Below are 22,838 nucleotides of genomic sequence, written 5' to 3' on the forward strand. Positions count from 1 at the left end.
GAATTTTCTATATAATCTAAGGTACTGTTTGTTTATTCTGGTTTATGCTCAATACTTTGCTCGGCTGCACCAGAATTACTTTTTTGCTCTTTTCTGTATTCCATCTTTAACCATAACGGTGTGATGATAGTTGTTACTGCTACCATGATGATAATTGTAGAGTATACCTCTGATGTGAGAATTCCTGCTGTTACTCCTACACCTGCAACAATTAGTCCGACTTCTCCTCTAGAAATCATCCCAATTCCAACTCGCATTCCTTGCTGTTTATTTTTCAAAAATAGTATTGCTGGTAGACCGCAACCAAACAATTTTGTCACAACTGCAACTACGATAACTATTCCACTCAACATTAACACATTCAAATCTACTGCCCTTAGGTCCACCTGTGCACCAATGATGGCAAAGAATAGCGGTGCAAAAATTAATCCAACCTTTCCAATATAATTTTCTACTTTTTCAAATACTTTGGTAGTTGATAATGCCATTCCTACTGCAAATGCCCCGACAATCGGTGATAGTCCTATGGATCCTGCAAGCGCTGCTGCTCCAAAGAACGATGCAGTTGCAATTCCTTCTACACTCCCTTTTGCTTTCCATAATCTTGGTGTGATAATTTTTGGAATTACAACTACTGCAACAACTAGCATTATTGCAAAGAATCCTAGTACTTGTAATATTGTAATTACTACCTGACTAATCTCTATGTCTTCAACGCCTCCACCTGATCCTGCAATGGATGATACTACTGATAATACTGCAATTGCTAGAATGTCGTCTACTACTGCTGCACCTATGATGAGTCTTGCTTCTGGTGTTTTTATTTTACCAAATTCACTTAGAACTTGAATTGATATTGCAATGCTAGTAGCAGTTAGTGCTGTTGCGATAAGCATTGATTGCAATGCGTCAAATCCAAACATTTGAAAAACTACAAGACCTGCAAAAAATGGAACTATTACTCCAAGTGACCCAACCGTGAAAGATGCTTTCCCTCCTTTGAGGAATTCTTTTGGAGTCATTTCTAATCCTGCCATGAACAAAATTACAATTGCACCCATCTCTCCTAGAATTCTTATCTCATCGTTGATCTGAAGTAATTGTCTGCCGTCAACAACAAAAAATGCTCCAAGCGCAAACGGTCCTACTATCATTCCTGCCAAAAGTTCTCCTAAAACAATTGGAAGTTTTAATCTAAGGAAAAGTTCTGCCATTAGTTTAGCTGCAAAAAGAAGAATGCCTATACCGATAATTGTCTCAATTAGATGTGCTTCTGCCATTGCCTTACACCCTTCTAGGAATCTACCATATAAGCTAAATTAGGTTGAAAATAATTTTGTTGTTTGTAAATTAAGCAATTTTTATCGAGTTTACAAAAACTCCTTTCTTGGAAACTATTTGTCCTATCTCTTGACTTGATATTTTGTGTTTTTTGAAGATTGATTTGATTCTTGTTTCCTGGTTTTTTGGTGCTATTACGCAGAACCCTACCCCCATGTTGAAAGTCTTGTACATTTCATCAGGCTTTACTCCCTGCTCTTCCACCAATCCCATTATTGGTGGAATTTTTGGTAGCGAATCAATCTCATATCCTATGTTTTTGAGGCGTAATAGTTTGGTAAATGCACCCCCAGTAATATGTGCCAGACCATTTACTTTGCATTTTTGAATTATTTCAAGAACCGGATTTGTGTATATCTCAGTAGGCTTTAGTAATGCGTCTCCTATTTTTCCAACTCCTTTAACTTTGTCTTTGACAGAATATTTTCCTAAGATCGCTTTTCTTGCAAGTGAGTATCCGTTTGAATGAATTCCTGTGCTGTTTGCACCAATAATTACATCTCCTGATTTTATTTTATTTCCTAACACCAAATTTTTTCTCTCAACCAGTCCTACAACCATTCCTGCCAAATCAAATGCAAATCCTTTTCCTTCAATTACATCAGGCATTATTGCAGTCTCTCCTCCAACTATTGGCATTGAAGATTTCTTTGCACCTTTTACCAATCCTTCTACAATTTTTTTGAATATTGTTACATCATTTTTGTTTGCAGCAATATAATCTACAAATGAAATTGGTGTTGCACCAATACAGATTATGTCATTAACATTCATTGCAACACAATCAATTCCTATGGTGTTGTATTTTTTCATCATGTTTGCAATTACTACTTTGGTTCCAACACCGTCTGTATGAGTTGCCAATAGTTTTCCTCCTGGAATCTCTACAATTCCTGCATAATGTCCAAACCCATGAGCTATCTTTGCTTTTTTCTGAAGCTTGTGAGTTGATGCAATTAGTTTCCCTATTGCTTGTTGACTCTGTTTAATTTTAGAAATGTCCACTCCTGCTTTTTTGTAGGTTAGGGCCATAGTTTGATGCGTATTTGCTGTGAATAAAAGAATTTGCCTATTGTTTCGATCACATATACATTCCAGCTATCTCTTCTCTGTGCTCCACATATTTCTGAGATAACTCACTAAACTCTGTGTGAATTCTATCTTTTTCATCTTGGAGTTGTTTTGTATCGATATCCATGTCATAGAATCGATTTATGGCCTCAATTAGTGTGGCTGCAGCACCTGAATCAGGTGCCACTTTGTTTGCTTTTGCTAGTAGTGTCACTCCTTTGATTTCTCTTACTAGGCATTCATTTAGTATTCCTCCTGGAATTCCTGTGATGAATCCTTGGGGAATCATACTGATATCTTTCTCTGCCATAGTTCTAACCAAATCTTCTTCAGCTGCACAATATGCTTTCTCATCATGCTCTGTACTTGCAACCCCGTCTAGAATTACAATTTCTTTTGATCCTTTTTGTGCTGCCCAGTCTAAAATTGATTCCACTAAATAATACAATCCTTCCATTCTCAAAGTTATCTCACAAATTATTGCACAAATCGTTCCATCTTGATTTGCATAAAATCGGAATGGGTGACGTAATCTTCCTCTCATGAATACTGTTGATGGTGGTAAATATTTTGATCTCATCACCCCTATTTGTTGCATCTCTAGTTTTTCAATAATATGGTTTATTGCAAGAGGGCCTACTAGGCCTGCTCCTACAAACCCTGCAAAAATTATTGGGCTATTTAATTCTGCTTTCTTTATCTCAAAGACTTCGGCTTCTGGAAATTCTTTCTGCACTGCTTACGTCGATTTGTTCTATCTAATTACTTTTCTGCATAAACAGATTCAACATAGTTCGTCCTTTGTCTGTGATTGTGTAGATCATGTTTGGACCAACTGCTTCTTTTTTGATAAAGTTGTAATCTACACATAGATGTAGATAATTTAGAAATGACTTTTTCATTCTGATTTTTGATTTTGAATACAAATCAGAAAATGTCATAGGGTTTCCTCTTAGTTGGTATAGCAACTTTATCAAAGATAGTGTGCTAAAATCCCGTGTTCTTGCTTTTACTGCATCCAGAACTTGCTCGTCTCTTTGTATGATAAAATCTCCGAATTGATCTGCCACTTCTAGTGGCACATATGTTAGTCTTGCTCGCATCATACCGTATTGTACGGTACATTACCTTATTAGTCTTTGACTTGAGCTTTGCTTGTCTTTCTAGCTGGTTTTTTTACACCTTGATCGTGCCTGGCTTTATCTAAAACTCTATTGCGATCTGATTTTTAATTGTGGCAAAAAACATTCCTCATAAATAGGACATTTTTTTGAAATTAATTGTGAAGAAAATAGAGGCAATAATCAAAAGAAAAACTTTCACTACAATTAAGACAAATCTGAATATTTTGGGGACATATGTAATTGACAAACGAAATTTAGATGATAGTGATATTTATGATGAGGCAAAAGGTTCTCGAATTGGTTCTACTGGATTAAAATCAATACCTTTGGCAAAAATTGAGATTGTCGTATCTGACAAAGATGCAAGAAAAGTTGTAGAGATGATTTCCAAAAATTCTGGCCTTTCATCTGATCATGGTGGAAAAATATTCGTTTCAGAAATGGAAGAGGTTGTGGATATGGAAACACTTGATGCAAAGCAAGACTTGGAAATGTTTTCAGAAGAAAAAATAGAATCTAAACCCTTGCCTAAACGAAGTAGATTTGTTCCGTTACAGAAATTTACTTTACATAAACTACAAACCGTTTATGAAGAAAACAAAGAAAAACTGCGAGATGATTATAGAATAAAATCTTTTAGTGATTTTGTAAATTATTGCATTGTAAAATCTCTACCAACTTTGGAAAAACAATTGAAAAACCCTACCATTGTTTATGAAAATAATTTTGGCGACTTTTAGAGATAGGGCCCAAACAAAGCTAATCCTACCAAAGTCATTCCGATTCCTGCAAGAACTAATTTTGCAATAGAAATTTTTGAGAGTTTCATAAAAATAAACCAACAAGTAATGGTGCTATTATTACGCCGCACATTACTGCAACTTTGAGATAGTCTTTACGTTGAAGTGGCTGCATCTTTTCTCTGCGAAATAATTTGCTTTTGCGTAAATTCATGGTGGTTCTAAATTGTGGTTTCTCCTTCGTCACCTGTTGCAATATCTACTGCACGTAAAATCTGGGAGACAAAAATTTTTCCAACCCTTCCATTATCTTTGATAATTCCTATAACTTCATCTTCTTTTGCATCTGCAATTATTGCATCAATTTTGTATTTGTCATTGAACTGTGGTGTAAAAATCTCACTTCCTTTTGATGCGTGAATTTCTGGACCTGGTCTCTTTCCCCTACCTCTGACTTTGGATACGGTGAGACCGCCTATGCCTATTTTTTTAAGTCCTTCACTGATCGCCATTACATCATTTTCGCCTAATATGACTTCAATTTTGAGCATTTAGTTATGGTATTGTCGATTACACAAATATAATTTCTGATTTTGATAACTAAATGATTATCAATTGATAATCGATTTTCGACATTGTTATTAGTTTTAAATTAAATACTTTGGATAATGGTACTTGATTCTGGGGATACAGCATGGATGCTCGTAGCTGGCAGTCTTGTACTTTTAATGATCCCTGCATTAGGTCTCTTTGAATCTGGATTATTAAGAAAAAAGAATGCAGCATCAATTTTCATGCAGATCTTCTTTGGCTTGGCATTACTTAGTGTAATGTGGTTCGTATTTGGATTTAGTTTATCATTTGGTGATTCTACTATGGGTCTGGTTGGAAATATGGATTGGGTATTTCTCAAAGGTGTTCCTTCTGATGCCCCATTAGAACAATATGCACCAACAATTCCTGGTGTGTTATTTGTAAAATTCCAATTAATGTTTGCAGCAATTACTCCTTTGTTACTTACAGGAACCATTGCTGAAAGAATGAAGTTTAGCTCATTTATCATATTTATCGCTGCATGGTCTATGCTGATTTACTATCCTCTTGTCCACTGGGTCTGGGGCGGTGGTTGGTTATCCCAACTTGGTGTTGTCGACTTTGCAGGAGGTATCGTAATTCACACTAGTGTGGGAATGGCAGCTCTTGCTGCTGCACTTGTACTTGGAAGAAGAAGACATTATGGTCCAGCAATTATGATTCCTCATAGCATTCCGCTAGCAGTTCTTGGCTCTTCATTGTTGTGGCTTGGATGGTTTGGCTTTAACGCAGGAAGTGCACTCTCTGCATCAGGTGGTGTTGCAGGAAACACTGTGATTGTTACTCACATGGCCTCTTCTGTTTCTGCTTTAATTTGGGCTGGTCTTTCTTGGATTAGAACAGGAAAACCATCTGTTGTTGCAACAATTAATGGTGCAATTGCAGGTCTTGCTGGAATTACCCCTGCATCTGGATTTGTAAGTGCAGAACATGCATTTGTAATTGGTATTGCAATTGGTGTGATATCTTATTCCGGAGTAGTACTATTCAAAGAAAAATTAAAGATTGATGATGCACTTGATGTAAGCTCTGTTCACGGAGTTGCAGGAATTGTAGGTGCACTTGCAATCGGAATTTTTGCAAGCACTGCGATTAATCCCGGCGGTGTTGATGGATTGATATTTGGAAATCCTGATCAATTATGGATTCAAGCAGTAGGTGTTGGTGTTGCAGCCGCTATGGGCTTTGGTGGAACTTGGATAATTCTGCAAGTAATGAAGCATCTAATTGGTATTAGGGTATCTCCAGAAGTTGAAGATGTCGGCCTTGACATCAGTGAGCATGCAGAATCTGCATATTCTGATGAAGAAGAATTCATGTTGGATATGGATGATTATACTGATGAGTTGCAAGAAAAAGATGAAATCCTATTTAAAAAGAAAAAGGATTGATGAAAAATGGCAACAAATTATGATGAACTATCAAAACAAGTCCTTGCTTTAGATTCACAAGTAAGATTTGCCGGTGTAGCAAATAACAAAGGTGAGCTAGTAACTGGAGGGCACAAAGAGAACGTAGAGGGGATATTGTCTGAAGATGAGGTAAAAATGTCAATTCACTATGCATTACAAAAAAGAGAACTCTACACTAATTTGGCTTACAAAATTGGTAAAGAGACATCTTCTATTACAGAATATGAAAAAGTCACACTGATTAGCATTCCAATAAATTCCAATGAATTGTTTATGGTTAGCACAGAGCCTAGGGCTGATTATTTGAAGATCATTGATCATGTGCACTCTGCACTGAAATCCCAAAAAGATACCTGATTCTGAATAATTCCGTGTTTATTTTAAGCCTCAAAAATTTTCAAAATTAACTTGAATTGCTAGAATTGTGAAATTATAGTAAATCACTGAGTTTAAACCATCATACTTGGAAACTCAATTGTGGATATAGTAATCAATGCCATATTGACCGTAGCTGGATTAGTTATGTTGTGTTTTGGAGGGAACTGGTTAGTTAGTGGTGGTGTTACAATTGCCAAAAAATTTAGAATTAGTAATCTTGTAATCGGCATGACCATTGTTGCATATGGTACTTCAACTCCTGAACTAGCAGCAAGTGTTGCAGCAGCTGGTGAACACAGTGCAATAATTTTGGGAAATATAGTTGGAAGTAACATTGCAAATGTTGGAATGGTTATTGGAATTGCCGCAATTCTCGTTCCAATTGCAGTAAGCAAGTCTGTTTTAAGAAAAGAAATTCCAATTATGCTTGGAGTTTCTATTTTGTTAATTTTAATTTCAATTGATGGCAAGATCTCTTCTTATGATGGAATTTTACTACTTGTTGGGTTGGGTGTTTTTGGATACTATACATTCAAAGATGCAATGAAACATAGAGAAGAAAATACAGAGACTACTGAACCAACCAAGAATAATGTTTACCTGAAATCTTTTGGGTTAATTGGGATAGGGGTTGTTTTTTTGTATGTTGGTGCAATTCTAACTGTCGACAATGCAGTGATTTTAGCTCAAGAATTTGGATTGTCTGAAAAAATTATTGGTTTGACTGTGATTGCCATTGGAACATCTCTGCCAGAATTGATCACTTCACTCATTGCCATAAAAAAAGGACATGGAGATATTGGAATTGGCAATATCATTGGTAGTAATATCTACAATATTTTGATGATTATGGGTGTGGGTGCAACACTTGGAGGTGTAATGATTGCGCCTGATGTTTTCATTGATTATGCAATTATGATCATATTCAGCCTTTCGTTGTTAATTGCACTGAAAACCCAAGTAATTAATCGTATCATGGGATGCTGTATTGCTGCAGGCTATATTTTATATCTAATATTTGCATTTTTTAATTAATTTATGCCTAGTTTTTATCCTTAGATTGTTTTTACTGAAATGTTTTCTGACTTTAATGATGGTGTAATTGACGGTAGTGATGCCCATTGAATGACATTTCTTTGATTATTCCCAATCTCTGTGATGTTTTTTAGCATAGTACAAAGATTGTGAATTATCCGAACTGATTTTCCAGGTCCTTTTATTTTGCCGTTCTCAATTATCTTGATACCACTCCTTGCAGTACATGAAAAGTCTCCTTTGATTGGATTTACTGCATATGTATACCATAACCTGCCAACTAGTAATCCCCGCTTAGTGTCTTTGATCATGTCTTCTTGAGAACTTTTACCTGGATTAATTTTTAGATTATGCGGTGCTGCAATTGGGATTGGCTCTGAACTTTTTCCCAATGGTGAACCAAGACGTAATCCATTTCCAGAAGATTGCTCACTTTCTTTGTAGCTATCAAAAAGATTTGAAAATGTACTCTTGAAAAATCCTTTATCTATCAAACTTTGCTTCTTTGTTTCAATTCCCTCATCATCAACAGATTTTGTCCCTATGCCTTCTAATACATGTGGATCATCTATGAGACTAATCTGCTCTACTGCAATCTGTTTATCAAAATTATTTGAAAAACAACTTTTCTTTTCTGTAAATGTTTTAAAATTAAAATTTGCTGCTACAACAAATGCCAATAATTCCCCTACTGAATACGGTTCAAAAATTATTGAATAAACATCCGAATCAATTTTTTGTGGATTTATTGATCCTAAACACATTTTTTTTGCATCTGCCCCGATTCTTTCAGCTGAAAAATGTGATAGTGTCCTACAACTATCATGTCCTATTCCTGATACTGGGATTGTTCCAAATTCTGATTCTGCGTTAATTATTCCCGAAATGTATGTGGCCTTTTCTTTGAGATTCAAGCCATTAGAGTTTTCAATCTCAAAGTTATCTGAAACTATATTTAGTGAACCTGTAATCGTATTAATTTTATCACTATCTGCTGAATTTATCATAGATTGAGCGATATCCATTGCATTTGATCCTGATATCTCTTCAAGTTTTTCGTCATAGGTTCCATCTATCTGTCTTCTTTGAACTTTCGATGGCAACCCTTCCCAAAATTCTCTTGGTCTAAGATTTGTCAGTGTTTTTAGTGATTCATCAATGATGTCTTTAATTTCATGTTGTTTAGTAGTCTGAATTGATGCTATTTTCTTTTTGTGAATTAATCTAATGCCGTAACTTTCATCAAAGTTTTGTTTTGTTTCGGAAATTTCTGAATCTGTAATGCGTACCGTTGTGATATTTTTTTTCAAAACAATTACTTCACATTCATCGATTCCAACATTCTTTGAATGATTTAATGCCTCATCTAAGGCAGACATTTACTTTTCTCTTGGATTTTTATATTTGAATTTATTAATTTTTATCAATTCTACATAAGATCCAAATTGTGATGCATCTGATACTCTGTCTAATTCCTCATCTACTTCTTTGTCTGAATCAAACTTTTTTAGAATTTTATAATTGGTGTTTCTTTCTGCTGGTATTCTTCCAATTTCTTTCACCATCCTTCTGATTTCTTTTGGTCTTAATAATTGCCCATGTTCTGATCCTGCAGATGTTGAAATACTTTCATTGATGAGTGTACCGCCAAAATCATTTGCACCCCACATTAGTAATAACTGTGACATTTTTTGTCCTTCTTTGACCCATGACATTTGTATGTTATCTATTGAATTGTTTAACATTATTCTTGCAACTGCATGTGTTAGCAATACGTCGTTTCCACTCCCACCTTGTCTTATCCCTTCATGTAGTTGGTGTTTGTACATTGGTGCCTCAGTATGGATAAAGTTTAGAGGGACAAATTCAGTAAATCCTCCTGTCTCTTTTTGAATTTCTCTTAATTTTACAATGTGGTTTACTCTTTGTTCAAGTGTCTCTAAATGCCCAAACATCATAGTTGATGTGGTGTTAATCCCCATCCTGTGAGCACTTTTGATCACTTTTTCCCAATTCTCAACTGTTATTCTTCCTGGAGAAATCACATCCCTTAGTTTTTGATCAAGGATTTCAGCTGATGTTCCTGGAAGTGTGTCTACCCCTGCCTCTTTCATTCTTTTTAGAAATTCTTCAATTGATATTTCTGATCTTGATGCACCATATAGAATCTCTTCAGGAGAAAATCCATGAATGTGAATATCTGGAATCTCTTTTTTGATTTCACTACAAATATTCTCATAAAGATTCCCTTTCATGTCTGGAGGCAATCCTGCCTGAATACAAACTTCGGTTGCTCCTAACTGGTGGGCTTCTTTTGCTCTTCGAACTATTTCTTCAGTAGGAAGAAAATACCCTTCTTCTTCTCGAAAATCTCTACTAAATGCACAAAATCCACACTGTTTAATGCAGACATTTGTGAAATTGATATTTCTATTGACCACGTATGATACGATATCTCCTACTCTTCTTCTTCTAATTTCATCTGCGACTAATCCTACTAGATGAAAATCAATTCCGTTAGTTTTGTATAATTCTAAACCTTCTTGAGCCGATATTTCCTTATCTGATAATGCATTGTTTAGAATTTCAGATATGACTGGATCTGCATTTTTCAAAAGTGGTTCTATGTTGGTTGTCATCTCCAATATTCCTCCTTTACCAATCCTTCCTCATTTTCAATCACTGCCATCTTATCTCTTAACTCTTTACTAATAAAAGACACAAATTCTGGGTATACTGGGAATCTGCACTTTAATTCAAATCCTGCATTTTTGGAATCACTATCAACTTTACTAATTTCCGGCCATGCAAATTCTGGATTGACAAAATCAGGAGTTAGCGGTGATATTCCTCCCCAATCGTTTATTCCAACTGACAAGAAACTTTGATATGATTTTGGAGACAAGTTTGGAGGGATCTGTATGTTCATTTCAGGCATTATTATTCGTGATAGTGCAACAATTGTTTTGAAATATTTTTCATCAGCTGATGGCTCATTTTTCATTTTGGTGTCTGACTTTGGCTGAAAGTTTTGTAAAATAATCTCTTGAATGTTTCCATATTTTCTATGCAGCTCTCTGATTGCTAAAATTGAATCAATCACTTCCTCTATGGTTTCACCTATTCCTACAAGAATCCCTGTAGTCATAGGAATGCCTAGTTTTCCAGAATTTTCTAACACCTGCATCCTTGCCTTTGGTCTTTTGCTTGCTGCAAGATGATGGGGCATCCCTCTTTCCGTTAGCCTTTCACTAATATTTTCAAGCATGATCCCCATTGACACATTTGTTTTTTTCAATTCTTTCATTTCCTCAAAATTCAAATTCCCTGCATTGGTATGTGGGAATAGTCCTAACTCTAAAGCAATTTCTGATGAATGAATAAGATATTCTGCAGTTGTTTTAAATCCATTTTCTTTTAACCAGTCACGAGCTTCTTGATATTTTTGCTCTGGCTGCTCACCAGTAACAAAAAGTGTTTCAACACATCTGTATTTTTTTGCAAGTTGTAATAATTCTAAAATTTGCTGCTTTGACATTAAAGATAGTTTTTCTTCTTCTGGTTCTGATTTGTAAGTGCAATACGAACAAGTATCTTTGCATAGATTTACGATATTGAAAAATGCTTTTTTTGAAAATGTAACTGTGTTTTTTTTAAATTTCTCTCTTAGATTCTGGGCTGCTGAAAAAAGCTCAGTCGGATCATTTACTGCATTTTGATAAATTTCAGAAATATTCTCACGAGATATAGTCTTATTCTCTAAAACTTTGTTTAAACTCTCAGAGTTTAAGACAAGCTCGTTCAACAGAATCATTCCTGACTAGAAGTATTTATTCTTGTGTTATGTTAATTGCCATTTGGCCTTTCTTCAAGAACAATTGTTACATTTGTTGTTCTACCGTCTCTTAAAATCTCTAAAACCATTTCATCCCCAATGCTTTTAGCTCTCTGAAGGTGTATCAAAATATCATCAATTTTTCTAACTTCTGTTCCATCCACTGCAAGTATAATGTCTCCTCCAATTGCATAACTAATTCCGTCAACCTCGATTGTTTTATCTGATCCAATCAAACCTGCTTTTGATGCGGGACTATCTTCGACAACTGTTACTACCATGAATCCTACTGCATCCTTTAACTCCAAAACTTTTGCCAAGTCTGGATCAATATCTCTACCTGAAATTCCAATCCATGGGTGCTTGTATTCGCCTTTATCAATAATTATTGGGACTATTTTTGCTACAGTTTGCGAAGGTATTGCAAATCCAACCCCTGTAAATTCACCAGTGGCTGATTGAATTGCTGTATTTATTCCGACTATTCCTCCCCGCATATTTAGCAATGGCCCTCCAGAGTTTCCTGGATTAATTGCTGCATCTGTTTGAATTACATCTGGAATGGAGTACCCATTTCCTGATGGCAATAATCTACCTAATTGACTTACAATCCCTGCAGTCATAGAACCTGAAAGTCCAAATGGATTTCCAATCGCCGCTATTTGCTCACCCACTTTGAGATTAGAAGAGTCCCCCAGTGATAATGGATGTAACAGTTCCAAATCTGCATTGACTTTAACTACGGCAATATCTGTAAATTCATCTGACCCGATAATTTCTGCATTGTATGATCTTCCATCAAGAAATGTTATCACCACTTTATTTGCACCACTTACAACATGTGCATTGGTAATGATGTGTCCCATTTTATCAAAAACAAATCCAGAGCCTACGCCATTTGCAATGTCTGCTGTTTCGCTTCTTTGTACGTTAACTCTTACTACTCCTGGTTCTGACTTTTCAAAAATTTCAATTAAGGATAATTTTTTTGCATAAATTGGTGTTGCTTCACCTACTATACTTGGTGAATGTCCATTACTAACTATAATTTCTGGTTTTACTGATTCTGGAGGTGAAATAAATAACACTGTGACTAGCACTAATACAATTGCAGCACCCATTGCACTGCCAACAAGAATTCCTGACTTGTCCATGAGAATTTTATTTTTCCGTTTTGTATCTAAAAGGTTTACTATATGCTGATGGAACTTTGAGTGTGATCTTTCATAGAATAACTTCTGCCTCTCCACATAACTGATTCACTTCTTTTTGCTTGCAATAATCCACTTAGAAATCCCAAAACTACAACCAAACTACCTAATGGCGCAAACATTGCGTCAACTAATCTTAGATGTAGGCCCATCTTTGCCTCAATTACTGCTCCTATGTAGATTAACAGTGATGCTATTCCTGCAGAAATACAAAGAATTCTTGAAGATATTTCTTCTGCTGGAATGAATGCTGATGCTGCAAAAATTGGGAATGGTACAAACAACAAAAATGCAACAGCAAAGAAGATCCCAATTGCAATCTTTGCACTTTGAAGATAAAGTGGGACCATTAGTCTTTTTAGAGCATTCCATAATGTGTTTTTGTCTCTTGCCCATACGGCTTCAATTAAATGGTCTCCTCTTACCATCTTCATTTTATGTCCTGACTCCTTGACTTTTTTGCCAAGTGCACCATCTTCAATTATTTCGTGTTTGACTCCTTCATGCATACCTACATTTTCATATGTATCTTTTTTCAAAATGAAAAAACTCCCAAAAAAATACCCTGTCTTTTTTTCTGGATTGTTTACATTCAATGCAGAAAACCTGCTGTGTAAAAATGTGGAAATCATTGGAAGTGTAACTTTAGTCCAAAAATCAAATGTTAGCATTTTAGGAATTGCAGATAACGCATCCAGATTAAATGAAATTAAATGTGCAACTGATAATGAGATTACATTTCTAGAATGCTTTGTATCTGCATCAGTAAATAACAATAGTTCTCCTGTTGCTTTTTTATATCCCTCCATGCATGCCCAATTTTTTCCCATCCATCCTTCAGGTTTTGGTCTTGCAATAACTGGAATTACATTGGAATGGTTTTCTGCATATTGAAAAATAATTTTTTGTGTATTGTCATCTGATGAATCATCAATTACTATGATTTCATAATTTTTGTAATCTTGATCAATTAACGAGTCAAGACATTTACCGATAAACTCCTCTTCATTCCTTGCTGGAAGAATTATTGATACTTTGGGGTAAGATTCTGATATATTTTCAAATTTATCTAGATATGGGGTCAATCTAAACGAGTCCACCATGGATTTTATTAGAAAAACCCATGCACCGCAAATTCCAATTAAAATAACAATTAATGAATAATTAAAAATCTCAAAAATAAGTTCCATCTATTTACCGCTCAATCTCTTCTTTGATACTTTGCATTGCTTGCTCTGTTCCACTTTTGATGTGGTTTTTTATCATGCCTGTAAACACCCCCATCATTCCAGTTAGTTTAATATCCCATACAGTTCGTAGGATTGTTTTGTCTTCATTTGGAATAATTGATACAATTTTTTCACCATTAATGATGCCTTTTGTGAACTTTGCCTCTATTCTCTTTTTAGGTTCTAGTTTAACATCTTGAAGGCATTTTTGATCCCTAAAGGCAATAGTTATTTCTCTCTTGATTGTGTCTCCCTCTTTTGATAAATTCTTGACTTCTTTAGTTCCCTTCCAAAATTTTGGCTCATTGTCAATATCTGAAACTATCTCCCAAACTTTCTCAGGTGTGGCATTAATCTCTACTTTTACATCAATTGTAGCCATGTACAAAATCATTCCTGCCGCATTAAATATATTAGATTCCAACTGCATGGAATGTAGACTGTGATGGGCAACATGCCTAAAATCCGGAACAGTAACTCCAGTTCCAATGGCGTTTGCCATTCTTCCGTCACAGTCACTTAAAATTTGAAAAAAATGAAACCCACAAAATACATGCCAAAAATTGGAACGCTAGACGGATCTGGCTTTTGGAAAAATGCGTATGCACATCAGCGTGGGAAACTGTTGAAAAAAGTTAATGTTCCAGAAGATCAGATTATTGCACTGGTTAACAAAAAGTACATGGAACTTCCTGCTGTATTAAGATATGAAATTGAAACTAGTGGAATAGACAAAAAGGAATTGCAGTAAATGCGAATTTATTTTAACAGGAATAATTAGTGTTTATCATGTCTATAACATATGATGATTTTGCAAAACTAGACATTAGAGTTGCAAAAATTATTTCAACTGAGCCGATTGAGGGTAAATCAAAAATCATCAAAGGTCTAATTGATTTAGGAAATGATGATAAGAGAGATGTGATAATTGGCGGTGCTCAGTATTATCAACCTGAAGATATTGTGGGAAAGACCGTAATTGTAATTGCAAATCTGGAGCCAAAAAAAATGGCAGGTGTTGAATCAAATGCAATGCTATTGGCAGCTGATGTTGATGATAAGCCCTTTTGGTTGACAGTTAATGAGGATGTTCCATTGGGAAGTCCAATTAAATAACTTAATTTTGAAGAGGAGTCCAAATTACCTCCTCTTTATCCATATTTTTAAAGTAGGTTCTTTGGGAACCATTTTGTTCCGAATTGGATGTTTCTTATTTCAAAATTTGTATAAAAGCAAATGTGTTTTTGACAAAATTAGAAAAATTAATGAAAATAGATTTGATTTATGATTAATCATAAATCATTAGGTTCTTTTCTTCTAGCAATGCATGCAAGTTATTGACAGATCTGTATACATCTGGCTCTTGCTTTGCTCCTGTGCAGACAAGTTTTCCTGATGAGAATAACAGAATCACTGTCTTAGGATCAAGCATTCTGTGAATAAGACCTGGAAATTGTTCTGGTTCATACATGCTTCTAGGTAATGTTCGTGCTGCTTGCTCTAAATGGATTTTTCCACCCAGATTAATTGATGCTACAATATTTTGAATTTGTACAGTCGCATCTTTTTTTACTTTAATTCCTCCTTTTCGAAGTTTTTGCACAACTGTCTTTACTGCCTTTCTTGCCATATCTTCAGATTTGGAACCAGTACATACCATTTTTCCTGAAGTGAAAATCAATGTTGCCGTTTTTGGTGTCTTTAATCTAAAAACTAGACCTGGAAATTGATCCGGATGATATTCCACATCTGGAAATGTTTTTGTAATTTCATTCAAGTCCATCTTCTGGTCCACAGAAGCTGAGGCTACAACGTTTTCCACGCTTACAATAGGTTTTGTTTGTGGCATATTCAGGTTTTTTGTATTTGAACTATAATAAAAGCACTCGCCAATTTTTTAGTCTCCTGTACTATTTTTTCTAATTTTTTGATAGATTTTGACTATGAGACGAATCATTTAATTTAGATTTGACGATCGATGAGTTTAGTGAATTTTACAAATTTTGATTTTGATCAACTTTTTGCAATGAGTGATGATACAAACCCCCTGATGATGCTGATTTGGATTCTTCCAATTTTCTTTTTTGTGTTTTATGGTCAGCGAATTCAACTCTATGTGACATCAGGTGAAATTAAAAAAGGAATTAAAAAACTTGATGGATTTCGAAGTGAATCCAGAGATGAATTGATTAATTATGTTAACAAAAATTTGAAACCCGTTGATGATCCAACTGCAAAGATTAACCGGTTCATAGATTATTTTACAATAATGCCTGTTGAAATGGATCCTAATGGAATTGTTGACAAAGTCCAACATATTGTCAGATCTAGAGAAGACTATACTAGAGAACATGTAAGATCTCTTTCTCCTCAAATGAGTGATATTGAATTGAGTAAAGTTCAAACTTTACTTGAAATTGCTTCATCCTTGCAAATGATTTACAAAATAATTAATCACATGTATCTTACTGCAAAAAAACAAAACAATTATCCGTTAATTTTGCCGTTACAGATGATTCTCCCTTTTATTATGGAGCAATCTGAGGCAATGAAAGAAGCAATCCCTGTATTTAAAAAAGGTCAACCAGTGGGTGATGGAATTGGTCCAATGGTTGTTGGAAAAATGATGTTAGAAAACCAAAAAGAGACAATTGCATTTCAAACATCACTTGTAAAATCTGAATTTGAAGGAAGAAAATTGTTTCTTGTCAAGGCTGATGGTCCTGGTTCTACTGTTGGGCGACCTGCAGATGGTTTGGAAAAAATTGTTTCTGAAAATAAAATTGATGCAATAATTATGATTGATGCTGCATTAAAGATGGAAGGTGAGGATTCTGCAACTGTGGCAAGAGGATTTGGTGCTGCAATCGGTGGGATTGGAACTGAAAAATTTCAAATTGAGGCAATTGCTACATCTAAAAATATTCCTGTATTTTCTATTGTCGTAAAACAATCAGTCAAAGAGGCAATAACATTGATGACAAAAGAAATTGCAGATACTGCTGATGATGTACGTGGGCAAGTAAATGAAATGATTCGAGAGAACACCACTCAAGGTCAATCAATTGTGATAATAGGTGTGGGTAATACCGGTGGAGTGCCATAAGATGTTCAAAAAGAAAAAAATTACTTTAGAATACACTATTGAAAAATGCTCTAAATGTGGAACGGAAGTAAAAAGAAAATATTCTGATGGTGATGTTTTATTTTCTCGTTGCTCAAAATGTACTTCATGTGACGGGATGATGATGATTGAGAAAATTTTTGGTGAAACCCTAGAGCAATAAATCTGAATTACTTTGTTCTAAATTTCAGGTTACATGATGGGCAAAACCATGAAACTGCCTCTCCTTGTTCTTTAAACATAAACCCGCCACATTTTGGACATGGTCTTACTTCTTCGCTCAATTTACTCTATGGTGCCTTTGTAGTTACTGTCACTCCATCTTCCAATGGGATAAACGTATGTTCTGCCTGAGCTACTCTCTGCTCATTAACCTCGATTAGAATAGGATATGCTTGAACTGCTTTCTTTTTTATCAAAATATTTAGTAATTCTCTTGCTTGTTTTTCTTCCCATTCCTTTGTAATCCATCTTAATGCAAATGGGAGCATGTTGAATTCTTGCCAGATAAAATCAAGTAGTCTGTCAGCTTCTGGATCTTTTATTTTCTTTCTTGAATTTATTGCAAAAATATTTTTAATTTGTCCATTCCTGACAAATCCTCCACCTTGCTCCGTGGTGACAAATGGCTCACATGCATATGCTGAATTATCTGAAAGTGAAAATCCTCCAATTGACCAAATATTTGGAATTGATTTTCCAGCATGAATTGTATATTGTTCTAATGAATGTCCACTGAGATTTGCAATTGGTTTATACCCTCTTTGTTTAATTGTGGTCTCAATTGTACGCCCAATATCGCTTGCCTTTACTCCTACTTTGATCATCGACATTGCATTACCTAGGGCTTCTTCTGCTGCCTGAACGAGTCCGTCAAATTGAGCATCATAGCAGACAGTAACTGCCGTATCTGCAATGTGCCCGTTAATTTGAGCACCAAGATCAATTTTTACCAAATCTGTATCTTTGATTGTAATAGGATCATTTGGCTCAGCCGTGTAATGTGCAGCAATTTCATTAATACTTGCATTTACTGGAAACGCACATTTTGCCCCTCGTTTTTTGATCTCACTTTCTACTTCTTCACAAATATCATATACTGATTTCCCAATCCAGTCTTTTACTCTGACCATTTCTCTTACCTCTGCAGCAATTTTTCCTGCTTTGAGATAGTTTTCTAGTTGCACATTTTTGTTCATTTAGTTGCCTTTAAAATGATTATCTGAGTTGAATAGATCTTTACAAAATAATTGACTAAGATGATTCTGAAATTATTTTTCTATTATTGCACCGTTTTGAATTAATGCTGTCATTCCATCAAAAAATATCCTATCGCCAATTTTTTCTTGCTCCCATAACCCTGCCCTATTTTTGAACCAAATTGGAATTTCTGATGGTTCTGAATCTGTTGGTAGTGATTCTGTGTCAAATGGAACATACTCTAAGACACTATGAATTTTACTTTCTGAAGTAATTATTTCTGATTCATCGAAATTATTTTGTATCTTTTTATTTGAAAAACTTAGAATTGAAAATCCATTGGGAATTTCTAATTCTACAGTATTGACTTCTTTATTATTTTTAATTCGAACATCTATGATCTCTTTAATTGAATCCAAATACATCTGATCATCAATTATTCCATTCACCCACCAATTTGTAATTTTACGTAAGACTTCTTTAACCACATGCGATGAGTATAGATCATCTGGTAGATATTTTATTGATTTTTGATTCGTTATTTCAGGAATTGGTGCAAGTACTGAAAAATCTTCTCCTGTTACATCTGAATGTATTTCTGCAATCATATTGTCACATTTTTCATCAGCTACAATTCTTTTAACACATTGTTCATAATCTGATTTAAAATCAAGAATTCTTACTATTGAACCGGGATTATATCCATGGTAAGATAAAATGAATTGAGATAATTTTTCTGACAATGACCAAGGAAATTCAGTATGCTCATATGCTGAGCTAAATTGTGGAGGGGTTGTAGCCATAATTACATGATTATCTATTCGAAGTGAGCCAAAATGTGCATACAGACCATTGTATCCATATTTTAGAAATAAATCCTGTCCAATTTTGTCATCAAAAACTAGAATGTTCAAATTAACTTCTGAAAATGTTTTATCAAAAAATTCTCCATGAAACAGACATTCTGAATCTATTTTTTGATTAGTTATTTTATACATTGCAAAATACTTTTCAACAATTCCTGTCATGTCTAGAACTTTACGATCTTCAGAAACATTACATCCTTTATCTGATAGATAGATTATCTGCCATGTTATTCCATTTTCAGTTGATTGTGAATATCCTTGAGTGGTAGCTAATGTGACAAATAGTGTGATGGCCAACGGTAGGAGAAGAATTCTTTGATTGAATTTTATTTTAAACACCTTGTAATTTGTTCAATGTCATAAGGTTTGTAGATAATATCTGTGGGTTTTACTTCTTTGAGTTTTTTTGTTGTTGCTGGAGATTTGTCTGCTGTAACCATGATGATTTTTGCTTTAGGCTCAATCTTGCGAATCTCTTCTAGAACATAAAATCCATCAACATCAGGCATCATGATATCCAGAAATACTGCCTCTGGACGTAACTTCTTGAATCTCTCAATTGCCTTTTTCCCAGAAGTGCATCTTTCAACTGATGAGACGCCCTTTATCTCCAAATAGTCTGCAAAAATATTTACTGCATCTGAATCATCATCTACTACTAGAATTGTTGATTGTTTTTGTGATTTCTTTTCTTTTTTATTATTTTTTTCTTCAATTACAATATCTTCCCCTGATTCCCAAAGAAATTCACACAAACTTTGCATGTTTTTAATTATATCATTAGAGTTTGTTACCATAACTGATTCATCATTGATGTTTTTATTTTCTTGAGATGATGTGTTGCCTGACATTAATACTTGAGATTCACTGCATAGTAATCGCCCTGGTGATGGAAGAGTTACAATTTTGAATTTATTGATGCCTAATCTTTTAATGTATTCTAGTTTTGTTAATAGCTCAGGTCCTGTCATTAATTTGATATTTGTATTATTTTTTGTTGCTTTTTTGATAACTTCTGGAATTGAAGTATAATACATTCGAATAATATCTGAAAGTGTTACTACTACGAATAACCTGTCTGTTGTCTCTTCGATAATTTTTGCCATTTGATCATAGATGTTATTTCTATTGGAAACTATAGTTAATTTTGGAAGCCCAACTTGAGGCTCATTTAATTTTAAACGTGATAAAATTTTTAAAAACTGTGAACTATTTTTTTCTAAATGTTCAACTTTTTGTTTTTGTTTTAAAATTATATCCTTGAGAATACTTTCTGGTTCATTTGCAGAAAATTTTATTGGTGATGAAAGGGTCGATGTGGCAAATCCTAAATTTTTTAAATTCTCTAATATTTTGTATGTTCTAACTCTGTCAATTTTTGTAAATGCGCTAATCTCACTTGCTTTGACTGAGCCCAATTGTGCTAATCCCACATACGTTTGTGCCTCATCTTCCTCTAAACCAAAATCTCGAAGAATAGTAATTTCATCATGCTCTTCACTTTGATTAACATCATCGTCTAGGGAGATATCTTGAACCTGCATATGGAACTTTTACGTCATTTTTGCTATATCATTAGATGTGTTTACATTATTCACAAACAATAATGGCTTTTCTTCAAATATTTGTGCCTATAATTCATTATTGTTTTATGAAATATGTTATTTATGCCAGCTTACTTTCGACAAGCTACTCTTTAGTTTTTAAAATCAGGCATTAATTTCATGAAGATTAGGACTAAATTGGTACTGGAAGTTATCGTTTTGTTTGCCCTAGTAGGTATGATTTCTTTTGTTTCTATAATGAATACAAAACAACTTCAAGATTCATTTTCTAGTATCAGTTCTGAGACCTTGCCTGTTTTAGATACCTTAAAGGATATGCGTTATGCATCAACACAACTATCTGCAATAACAATGGAGATTGTGTTAATTGAAGATGAAACTCGTAATACTGGGGAAAATGAATATCGCGAATTAGAGGAAATCCTTGAGATTAATTTCTATAAAATAGAGCAAGCAAAATCTTTGTTCAATGATTCATTCTCGAAATATTCTAATCTTATGATTGAAAATTATGATGATGAAATCAACACTACTGAGGAATTAGCTACAAAATGGAATGATCTTTTATTCATTTCAAATAAAATGATACAATTGAAAGCCTCTGGTGTATCTGGATTTCAAATCTTGCAACTAAATCAAGATTTTAATTCTTCTTTTGATAAAATGAATGCTGAAATTGATCATGCCATTGAATTGACATCAGGTAACATTGATCAAAGACAAGAATACATTGATTTGCTAGTCACTGAAGTCACTTGGAGTATTGTAATTGCATTAAATCTATTTGTATTAACTGCACTTGTAATCAGATTCTTAATTTTAAGATCCATCTCTAACCCTCTTAATAAAATCAGAAATGTAACTCACTCTATAGCAAAGGGTGATTTTGTACTGTATCCAGAAAAAGGAAATGATGAAATTTCTGAATTAGGAAGAGACATCAATATTATGTCAAATGACCTTGCAGAATTGCATAAAAAAATTATTGAAAAAGAAAGATTGTCTTCAATTGGAAGTCTTGCTACCAGATTTGCTCATGATATTAGAAACCCTCTATCTGTCATAAAAAATAGTTTTGAAATTATTGAAATTAAAACTAAAAATACTCTTGATGATAGTTTACTGAAAAATTTTGAACGTATTGGGCGCGCAGTTGAGAGAATTACACACCAAACAGATGATGTTCTAGATTATGTTAGCGTAACAGAAGTAAAACGTGAAAAATGCTCTTTGTTGTCTATAATTAAATCCACAATAAAAAATAATAAAATTCCTTATGGCGTAAAAATTTCTATTCCTGACAATGACTGCATGATTTTATGTGATCCTTACAAGCTTGAGATTATTCTTACAAATTTGGTAAATAATGCATGCTATGCAATTAATGATGATGGAAAAATCACATTTAGAATTATTGAAACTGATGATGATGTAATTATTGAAGTTGAGGACTCTGGAAAAGGCATCCCAGACGATGATTTGGATAAAATATTTGAGCCGTTATTCACTACAAAGCAGACAGGTACCGGTCTGGGATTGTCTAGCTGTAAGAGTATAATTGATGCCCACGAAGGTAAAATCTCTGTAAGAAATAATCCTACAACATTTAGTATCCAGTTGCCAAAAAAACCAAAAAACTATCAAATCCCTATAAAAAAAGAGAATGCAAAATCACGCTCTAAATTTGCCTCAACTGAATGATCTTTACAAAAATTCAATATTGATGAAAAATGTATGTAATTGAATTACAAACAGAAGTTCATTATCTAAATTAGTCCTATAATATCTACATTGAAGACTCAATCTGATGCCACGACTAGCTCTAAGATACTGATTTTGTCTTTATCGATTTTACTCTTAACTTGGGGATTTACCGGATCTGAACCAGCATTTGCTAACCCTGGCAACGGCAACGGCAACGGCAACGGCAACGGCAACGGCAACGGCAACGGCAACGGCAACGGCAACGGCAACGGCAACGGCATACCTGATGTGCCTGATCCTGAACCTGCAGAAGAAGCAGCAGAAGAAGCAGCAGAAGCAGCAGCAGAAGAAGCAGCAGAAGAAGCAGCAGAAGCAGCAGCAGAAGAAGCAGCAGAAGAAGCAGCAGAAG

General features: G+C 34.5%; 25 protein-coding genes. 9 read left to right on the forward strand and 16 right to left on the reverse strand.

Annotated elements, in window-relative coordinates; all coding sequences use genetic code 11:
- Window positions 1–32 precede the first annotated feature (32 nt).
- The 4 genes from C6990_RS09215 to C6990_RS09230 all read right to left on the reverse strand — a co-directional run bounded on the left by C6990_RS09215 (window position 33) and on the right by C6990_RS09230 (window position 3,518).
- Window positions 33–1,280, reverse strand: a complete 1,248-nt coding sequence (locus tag C6990_RS09215) for a cation:proton antiporter (RefSeq protein ID WP_182130575.1) — start codon at window positions 1,278–1,280, stop codon at window positions 33–35.
- A 70-nt stretch (window positions 1,281–1,350) separates the two neighbouring features.
- Window positions 1,351–2,373: a phosphoribosylformylglycinamidine cyclo-ligase gene (gene purM / locus C6990_RS09220; protein ID WP_182130577.1), complete on the reverse strand. Its 1,023-nt coding sequence runs from the start codon at window positions 2,371–2,373 to the stop codon at window positions 1,351–1,353.
- A 49-nt stretch (window positions 2,374–2,422) separates the two neighbouring features.
- Complete coding sequence (locus C6990_RS09225; protein ID WP_182130579.1) at window positions 2,423–3,148, reverse strand: proteasome assembly chaperone family protein; 726 nt, start codon at window positions 3,146–3,148, stop codon at window positions 2,423–2,425.
- 22 nt (window positions 3,149–3,170) lie between these two features.
- Entirely contained in the window at window positions 3,171–3,518 is a 348-nt protein-coding gene (locus C6990_RS09230; RefSeq protein ID WP_048116830.1) for a helix-turn-helix domain-containing protein, read from the reverse strand.
- A gap of 164 nt (window positions 3,519–3,682) precedes the next feature.
- On the opposite strand from C6990_RS09230, the gene C6990_RS09235 reads away from it, so the two are divergent.
- On the forward strand, window positions 3,683–4,276 hold the full coding sequence (locus C6990_RS09235; protein WP_255465377.1) for a P-II family nitrogen regulator: 594 nt from the start codon (window positions 3,683–3,685) through the stop codon (window positions 4,274–4,276).
- An 85-nt stretch (window positions 4,277–4,361) separates the two neighbouring features.
- On the opposite strand, the gene C6990_RS11085 is transcribed toward C6990_RS09235, so the two are convergent.
- Entirely contained in the window at window positions 4,362–4,490 is a 129-nt protein-coding gene (locus C6990_RS11085) for a hypothetical protein (protein ID WP_255465378.1), read from the reverse strand.
- A 7-nt stretch (window positions 4,491–4,497) separates the two neighbouring features.
- On the reverse strand, window positions 4,498–4,827 hold the full coding sequence (locus C6990_RS09240; protein ID WP_182130581.1) for a P-II family nitrogen regulator: 330 nt from the start codon (window positions 4,825–4,827) through the stop codon (window positions 4,498–4,500).
- A 117-nt stretch (window positions 4,828–4,944) separates the two neighbouring features.
- Between C6990_RS09240 and C6990_RS09245 the strand changes: the two genes are divergently transcribed.
- The 3 genes from C6990_RS09245 (at window position 4,945) to C6990_RS09255 (ending at window position 7,695) form a co-directional block, all read left to right on the forward strand.
- Complete coding sequence (locus C6990_RS09245; RefSeq protein ID WP_182130583.1) at window positions 4,945–6,261, forward strand: ammonium transporter; 1,317 nt, start codon at window positions 4,945–4,947, stop codon at window positions 6,259–6,261.
- A 6-nt stretch (window positions 6,262–6,267) separates the two neighbouring features.
- A complete protein-coding gene (locus tag C6990_RS09250) occupies window positions 6,268–6,639 on the forward strand; it encodes a DUF6659 family protein (protein ID WP_182130585.1) in 372 nt (123 codons plus the stop codon).
- 120 nt (window positions 6,640–6,759) lie between these two features.
- Window positions 6,760–7,695 (forward strand): calcium/sodium antiporter, encoded by a 936-nt coding sequence (locus C6990_RS09255; protein ID WP_182130587.1) that lies wholly within the window; start codon window positions 6,760–6,762, stop codon window positions 7,693–7,695.
- 20 nt (window positions 7,696–7,715) lie between these two features.
- On the opposite strand, the gene C6990_RS09260 is transcribed toward C6990_RS09255, so the two are convergent.
- Genes C6990_RS09260 through C6990_RS09285 form a run of 6 tightly spaced genes read right to left on the reverse strand, consistent with a single transcriptional unit; the run spans window position 7,716 to window position 14,472 of the window.
- Complete coding sequence (locus tag C6990_RS09260; RefSeq protein ID WP_182130589.1) at window positions 7,716–9,074, reverse strand: TldD/PmbA family protein; 1,359 nt, start codon at window positions 9,072–9,074, stop codon at window positions 7,716–7,718.
- On the reverse strand, window positions 9,075–10,334 hold the full coding sequence (gene cofH, locus C6990_RS09265; RefSeq protein WP_182130591.1) for a 5-amino-6-(D-ribitylamino)uracil--L-tyrosine 4-hydroxyphenyl transferase CofH: 1,260 nt from the start codon (window positions 10,332–10,334) through the stop codon (window positions 9,075–9,077). It abuts the gene before it with no gap.
- On the reverse strand, window positions 10,331–11,500 hold the full coding sequence (gene cofG, locus C6990_RS09270; RefSeq protein WP_182130593.1) for a 7,8-didemethyl-8-hydroxy-5-deazariboflavin synthase subunit CofG: 1,170 nt from the start codon (window positions 11,498–11,500) through the stop codon (window positions 10,331–10,333). Before cofG ends, cofH begins: the two co-directional genes overlap by 4 nt.
- Before the next feature lie 41 nt (window positions 11,501–11,541).
- On the reverse strand, window positions 11,542–12,684 hold the full coding sequence (locus tag C6990_RS09275; protein WP_182130595.1) for a S1C family serine protease: 1,143 nt from the start codon (window positions 12,682–12,684) through the stop codon (window positions 11,542–11,544).
- A 38-nt stretch (window positions 12,685–12,722) separates the two neighbouring features.
- Window positions 12,723–13,931, reverse strand: a complete 1,209-nt coding sequence (locus C6990_RS09280) for a glycosyltransferase (RefSeq protein WP_182130597.1) — start codon at window positions 13,929–13,931, stop codon at window positions 12,723–12,725.
- A gap of 4 nt (window positions 13,932–13,935) precedes the next feature.
- Complete coding sequence (locus C6990_RS09285) at window positions 13,936–14,472, reverse strand: type II toxin-antitoxin system RatA family toxin (protein WP_255465380.1); 537 nt, start codon at window positions 14,470–14,472, stop codon at window positions 13,936–13,938.
- Window positions 14,473–14,505: 33 nt separating this feature from the next.
- Here C6990_RS09285 and C6990_RS09290 point away from each other — a divergent pair, with 33 nt between their 5' ends.
- Both C6990_RS09290 and C6990_RS09295 read left to right on the forward strand, forming a co-directional pair.
- Complete coding sequence (locus C6990_RS09290) at window positions 14,506–14,721, forward strand: hypothetical protein (RefSeq protein WP_182130599.1); 216 nt, start codon at window positions 14,506–14,508, stop codon at window positions 14,719–14,721.
- Between the two features lie 35 nt (window positions 14,722–14,756).
- Entirely contained in the window at window positions 14,757–15,086 is a 330-nt protein-coding gene (locus tag C6990_RS09295) for a tRNA-binding protein (protein WP_182130716.1), read from the forward strand.
- Window positions 15,087–15,258: 172 nt separating this feature from the next.
- Here the strand turns inward: C6990_RS09295 and C6990_RS09300 are convergent, their stop codons facing one another.
- Window positions 15,259–15,819, reverse strand: coding sequence for a TATA-box-binding protein (locus tag C6990_RS09300; protein WP_048116795.1), 561 nt, complete (start codon window positions 15,817–15,819; stop codon window positions 15,259–15,261).
- A gap of 129 nt (window positions 15,820–15,948) precedes the next feature.
- Here C6990_RS09300 and C6990_RS09305 point away from each other — a divergent pair, with 129 nt between their 5' ends.
- Together C6990_RS09305 and C6990_RS09310 are read left to right on the forward strand one after the other, a co-directional pair.
- Complete coding sequence (locus tag C6990_RS09305) at window positions 15,949–17,076, forward strand: DUF1512 domain-containing protein (RefSeq protein WP_182130601.1); 1,128 nt, start codon at window positions 15,949–15,951, stop codon at window positions 17,074–17,076.
- Between the two features lies 1 nt (window position 17,077).
- Entirely contained in the window at window positions 17,078–17,257 is a 180-nt protein-coding gene (locus tag C6990_RS09310; RefSeq protein WP_182130603.1) for a hypothetical protein, read from the forward strand.
- A 127-nt stretch (window positions 17,258–17,384) separates the two neighbouring features.
- Here C6990_RS09310 and map read toward each other — a convergent pair whose 3' ends face one another.
- The 3 genes from map to C6990_RS09325 all read right to left on the reverse strand — a co-directional run bounded on the left by map (window position 17,385) and on the right by C6990_RS09325 (window position 20,704).
- Window positions 17,385–18,281, reverse strand: a complete 897-nt coding sequence (gene map / locus C6990_RS09315) for a type II methionyl aminopeptidase (RefSeq protein ID WP_182130605.1) — start codon at window positions 18,279–18,281, stop codon at window positions 17,385–17,387.
- 84 nt (window positions 18,282–18,365) lie between these two features.
- On the reverse strand, window positions 18,366–19,457 hold the full coding sequence (locus tag C6990_RS09320) for a hypothetical protein (RefSeq protein WP_182130607.1): 1,092 nt from the start codon (window positions 19,455–19,457) through the stop codon (window positions 18,366–18,368).
- A 29-nt stretch (window positions 19,458–19,486) separates the two neighbouring features.
- Entirely contained in the window at window positions 19,487–20,704 is a 1,218-nt protein-coding gene (locus C6990_RS09325; protein WP_182130609.1) for a response regulator, read from the reverse strand.
- A 180-nt stretch (window positions 20,705–20,884) separates the two neighbouring features.
- Here C6990_RS09325 and C6990_RS09330 point away from each other — a divergent pair, with 180 nt between their 5' ends.
- Window positions 20,885–22,426 (forward strand): ATP-binding protein, encoded by a 1,542-nt coding sequence (locus C6990_RS09330; protein ID WP_182130611.1) that lies wholly within the window; start codon window positions 20,885–20,887, stop codon window positions 22,424–22,426.
- The last annotated feature ends 412 nt before the right edge of the window (window positions 22,427–22,838 follow it).

This window comes from Nitrosopumilus sp. b3 (assembly GCF_014078525.1).
GTDB lineage: Archaea > Thermoproteota > Nitrososphaeria > Nitrososphaerales > Nitrosopumilaceae > Nitrosopumilus.

Bases quoted from the DNA above. Each gene is read 5' to 3' on its own strand.
- C6990_RS09215 (WP_182130575.1), bottom strand. From the start codon at position 1,280: ATGGCAGAAGCACATCTAATTGAGACAATTATCGGTATAGGCATTCTT.
- C6990_RS09240 (WP_182130581.1), bottom strand. From the start codon at position 4,827: ATGCTCAAAATTGAAGTCATATTAGGCGAAAATGATGTAATGGCGATC.
- C6990_RS09285 (WP_255465380.1), bottom strand. From the start codon at position 14,472: ATGGCAAACGCCATTGGAACTGGAGTTACTGTTCCGGATTTTAGGCAT.
- C6990_RS09300 (WP_048116795.1), bottom strand. From the start codon at position 15,819: ATGCCACAAACAAAACCTATTGTAAGCGTGGAAAACGTTGTAGCCTCA.
- C6990_RS09260 (WP_182130589.1), bottom strand. From the start codon at position 9,074: ATGTCTGCCTTAGATGAGGCATTAAATCATTCAAAGAATGTTGGAATC.
- C6990_RS09280 (WP_182130597.1), bottom strand. From the start codon at position 13,931: ATGGAACTTATTTTTGAGATTTTTAATTATTCATTAATTGTTATTTTA.
- C6990_RS09305 (WP_182130601.1), top strand. From the start codon at position 15,949: ATGAGTTTAGTGAATTTTACAAATTTTGATTTTGATCAACTTTTTGCA.
- purM (WP_182130577.1), bottom strand. From the start codon at position 2,373: ATGGCCCTAACCTACAAAAAAGCAGGAGTGGACATTTCTAAAATTAAA.
- C6990_RS09330 (WP_182130611.1), top strand. From the start codon at position 20,885: ATGAAGATTAGGACTAAATTGGTACTGGAAGTTATCGTTTTGTTTGCC.
- C6990_RS09230 (WP_048116830.1), bottom strand. From the start codon at position 3,518: ATGATGCGAGCAAGACTAACATATGTGCCACTAGAAGTGGCAGATCAA.
- C6990_RS09275 (WP_182130595.1), bottom strand. From the start codon at position 12,684: ATGGACAAGTCAGGAATTCTTGTTGGCAGTGCAATGGGTGCTGCAATT.
- C6990_RS09290 (WP_182130599.1), top strand. From the start codon at position 14,506: ATGAAACCCACAAAATACATGCCAAAAATTGGAACGCTAGACGGATCT.
- C6990_RS09245 (WP_182130583.1), top strand. From the start codon at position 4,945: ATGGTACTTGATTCTGGGGATACAGCATGGATGCTCGTAGCTGGCAGT.
- C6990_RS09250 (WP_182130585.1), top strand. From the start codon at position 6,268: ATGGCAACAAATTATGATGAACTATCAAAACAAGTCCTTGCTTTAGAT.
- cofH (WP_182130591.1), bottom strand. From the start codon at position 10,334: ATGACAACCAACATAGAACCACTTTTGAAAAATGCAGATCCAGTCATA.
- C6990_RS11085 (WP_255465378.1), bottom strand. From the start codon at position 4,490: ATGAATTTACGCAAAAGCAAATTATTTCGCAGAGAAAAGATGCAGCCA.
- C6990_RS09310 (WP_182130603.1), top strand. From the start codon at position 17,078: ATGTTCAAAAAGAAAAAAATTACTTTAGAATACACTATTGAAAAATGC.
- C6990_RS09325 (WP_182130609.1), bottom strand. From the start codon at position 20,704: ATGCAGGTTCAAGATATCTCCCTAGACGATGATGTTAATCAAAGTGAA.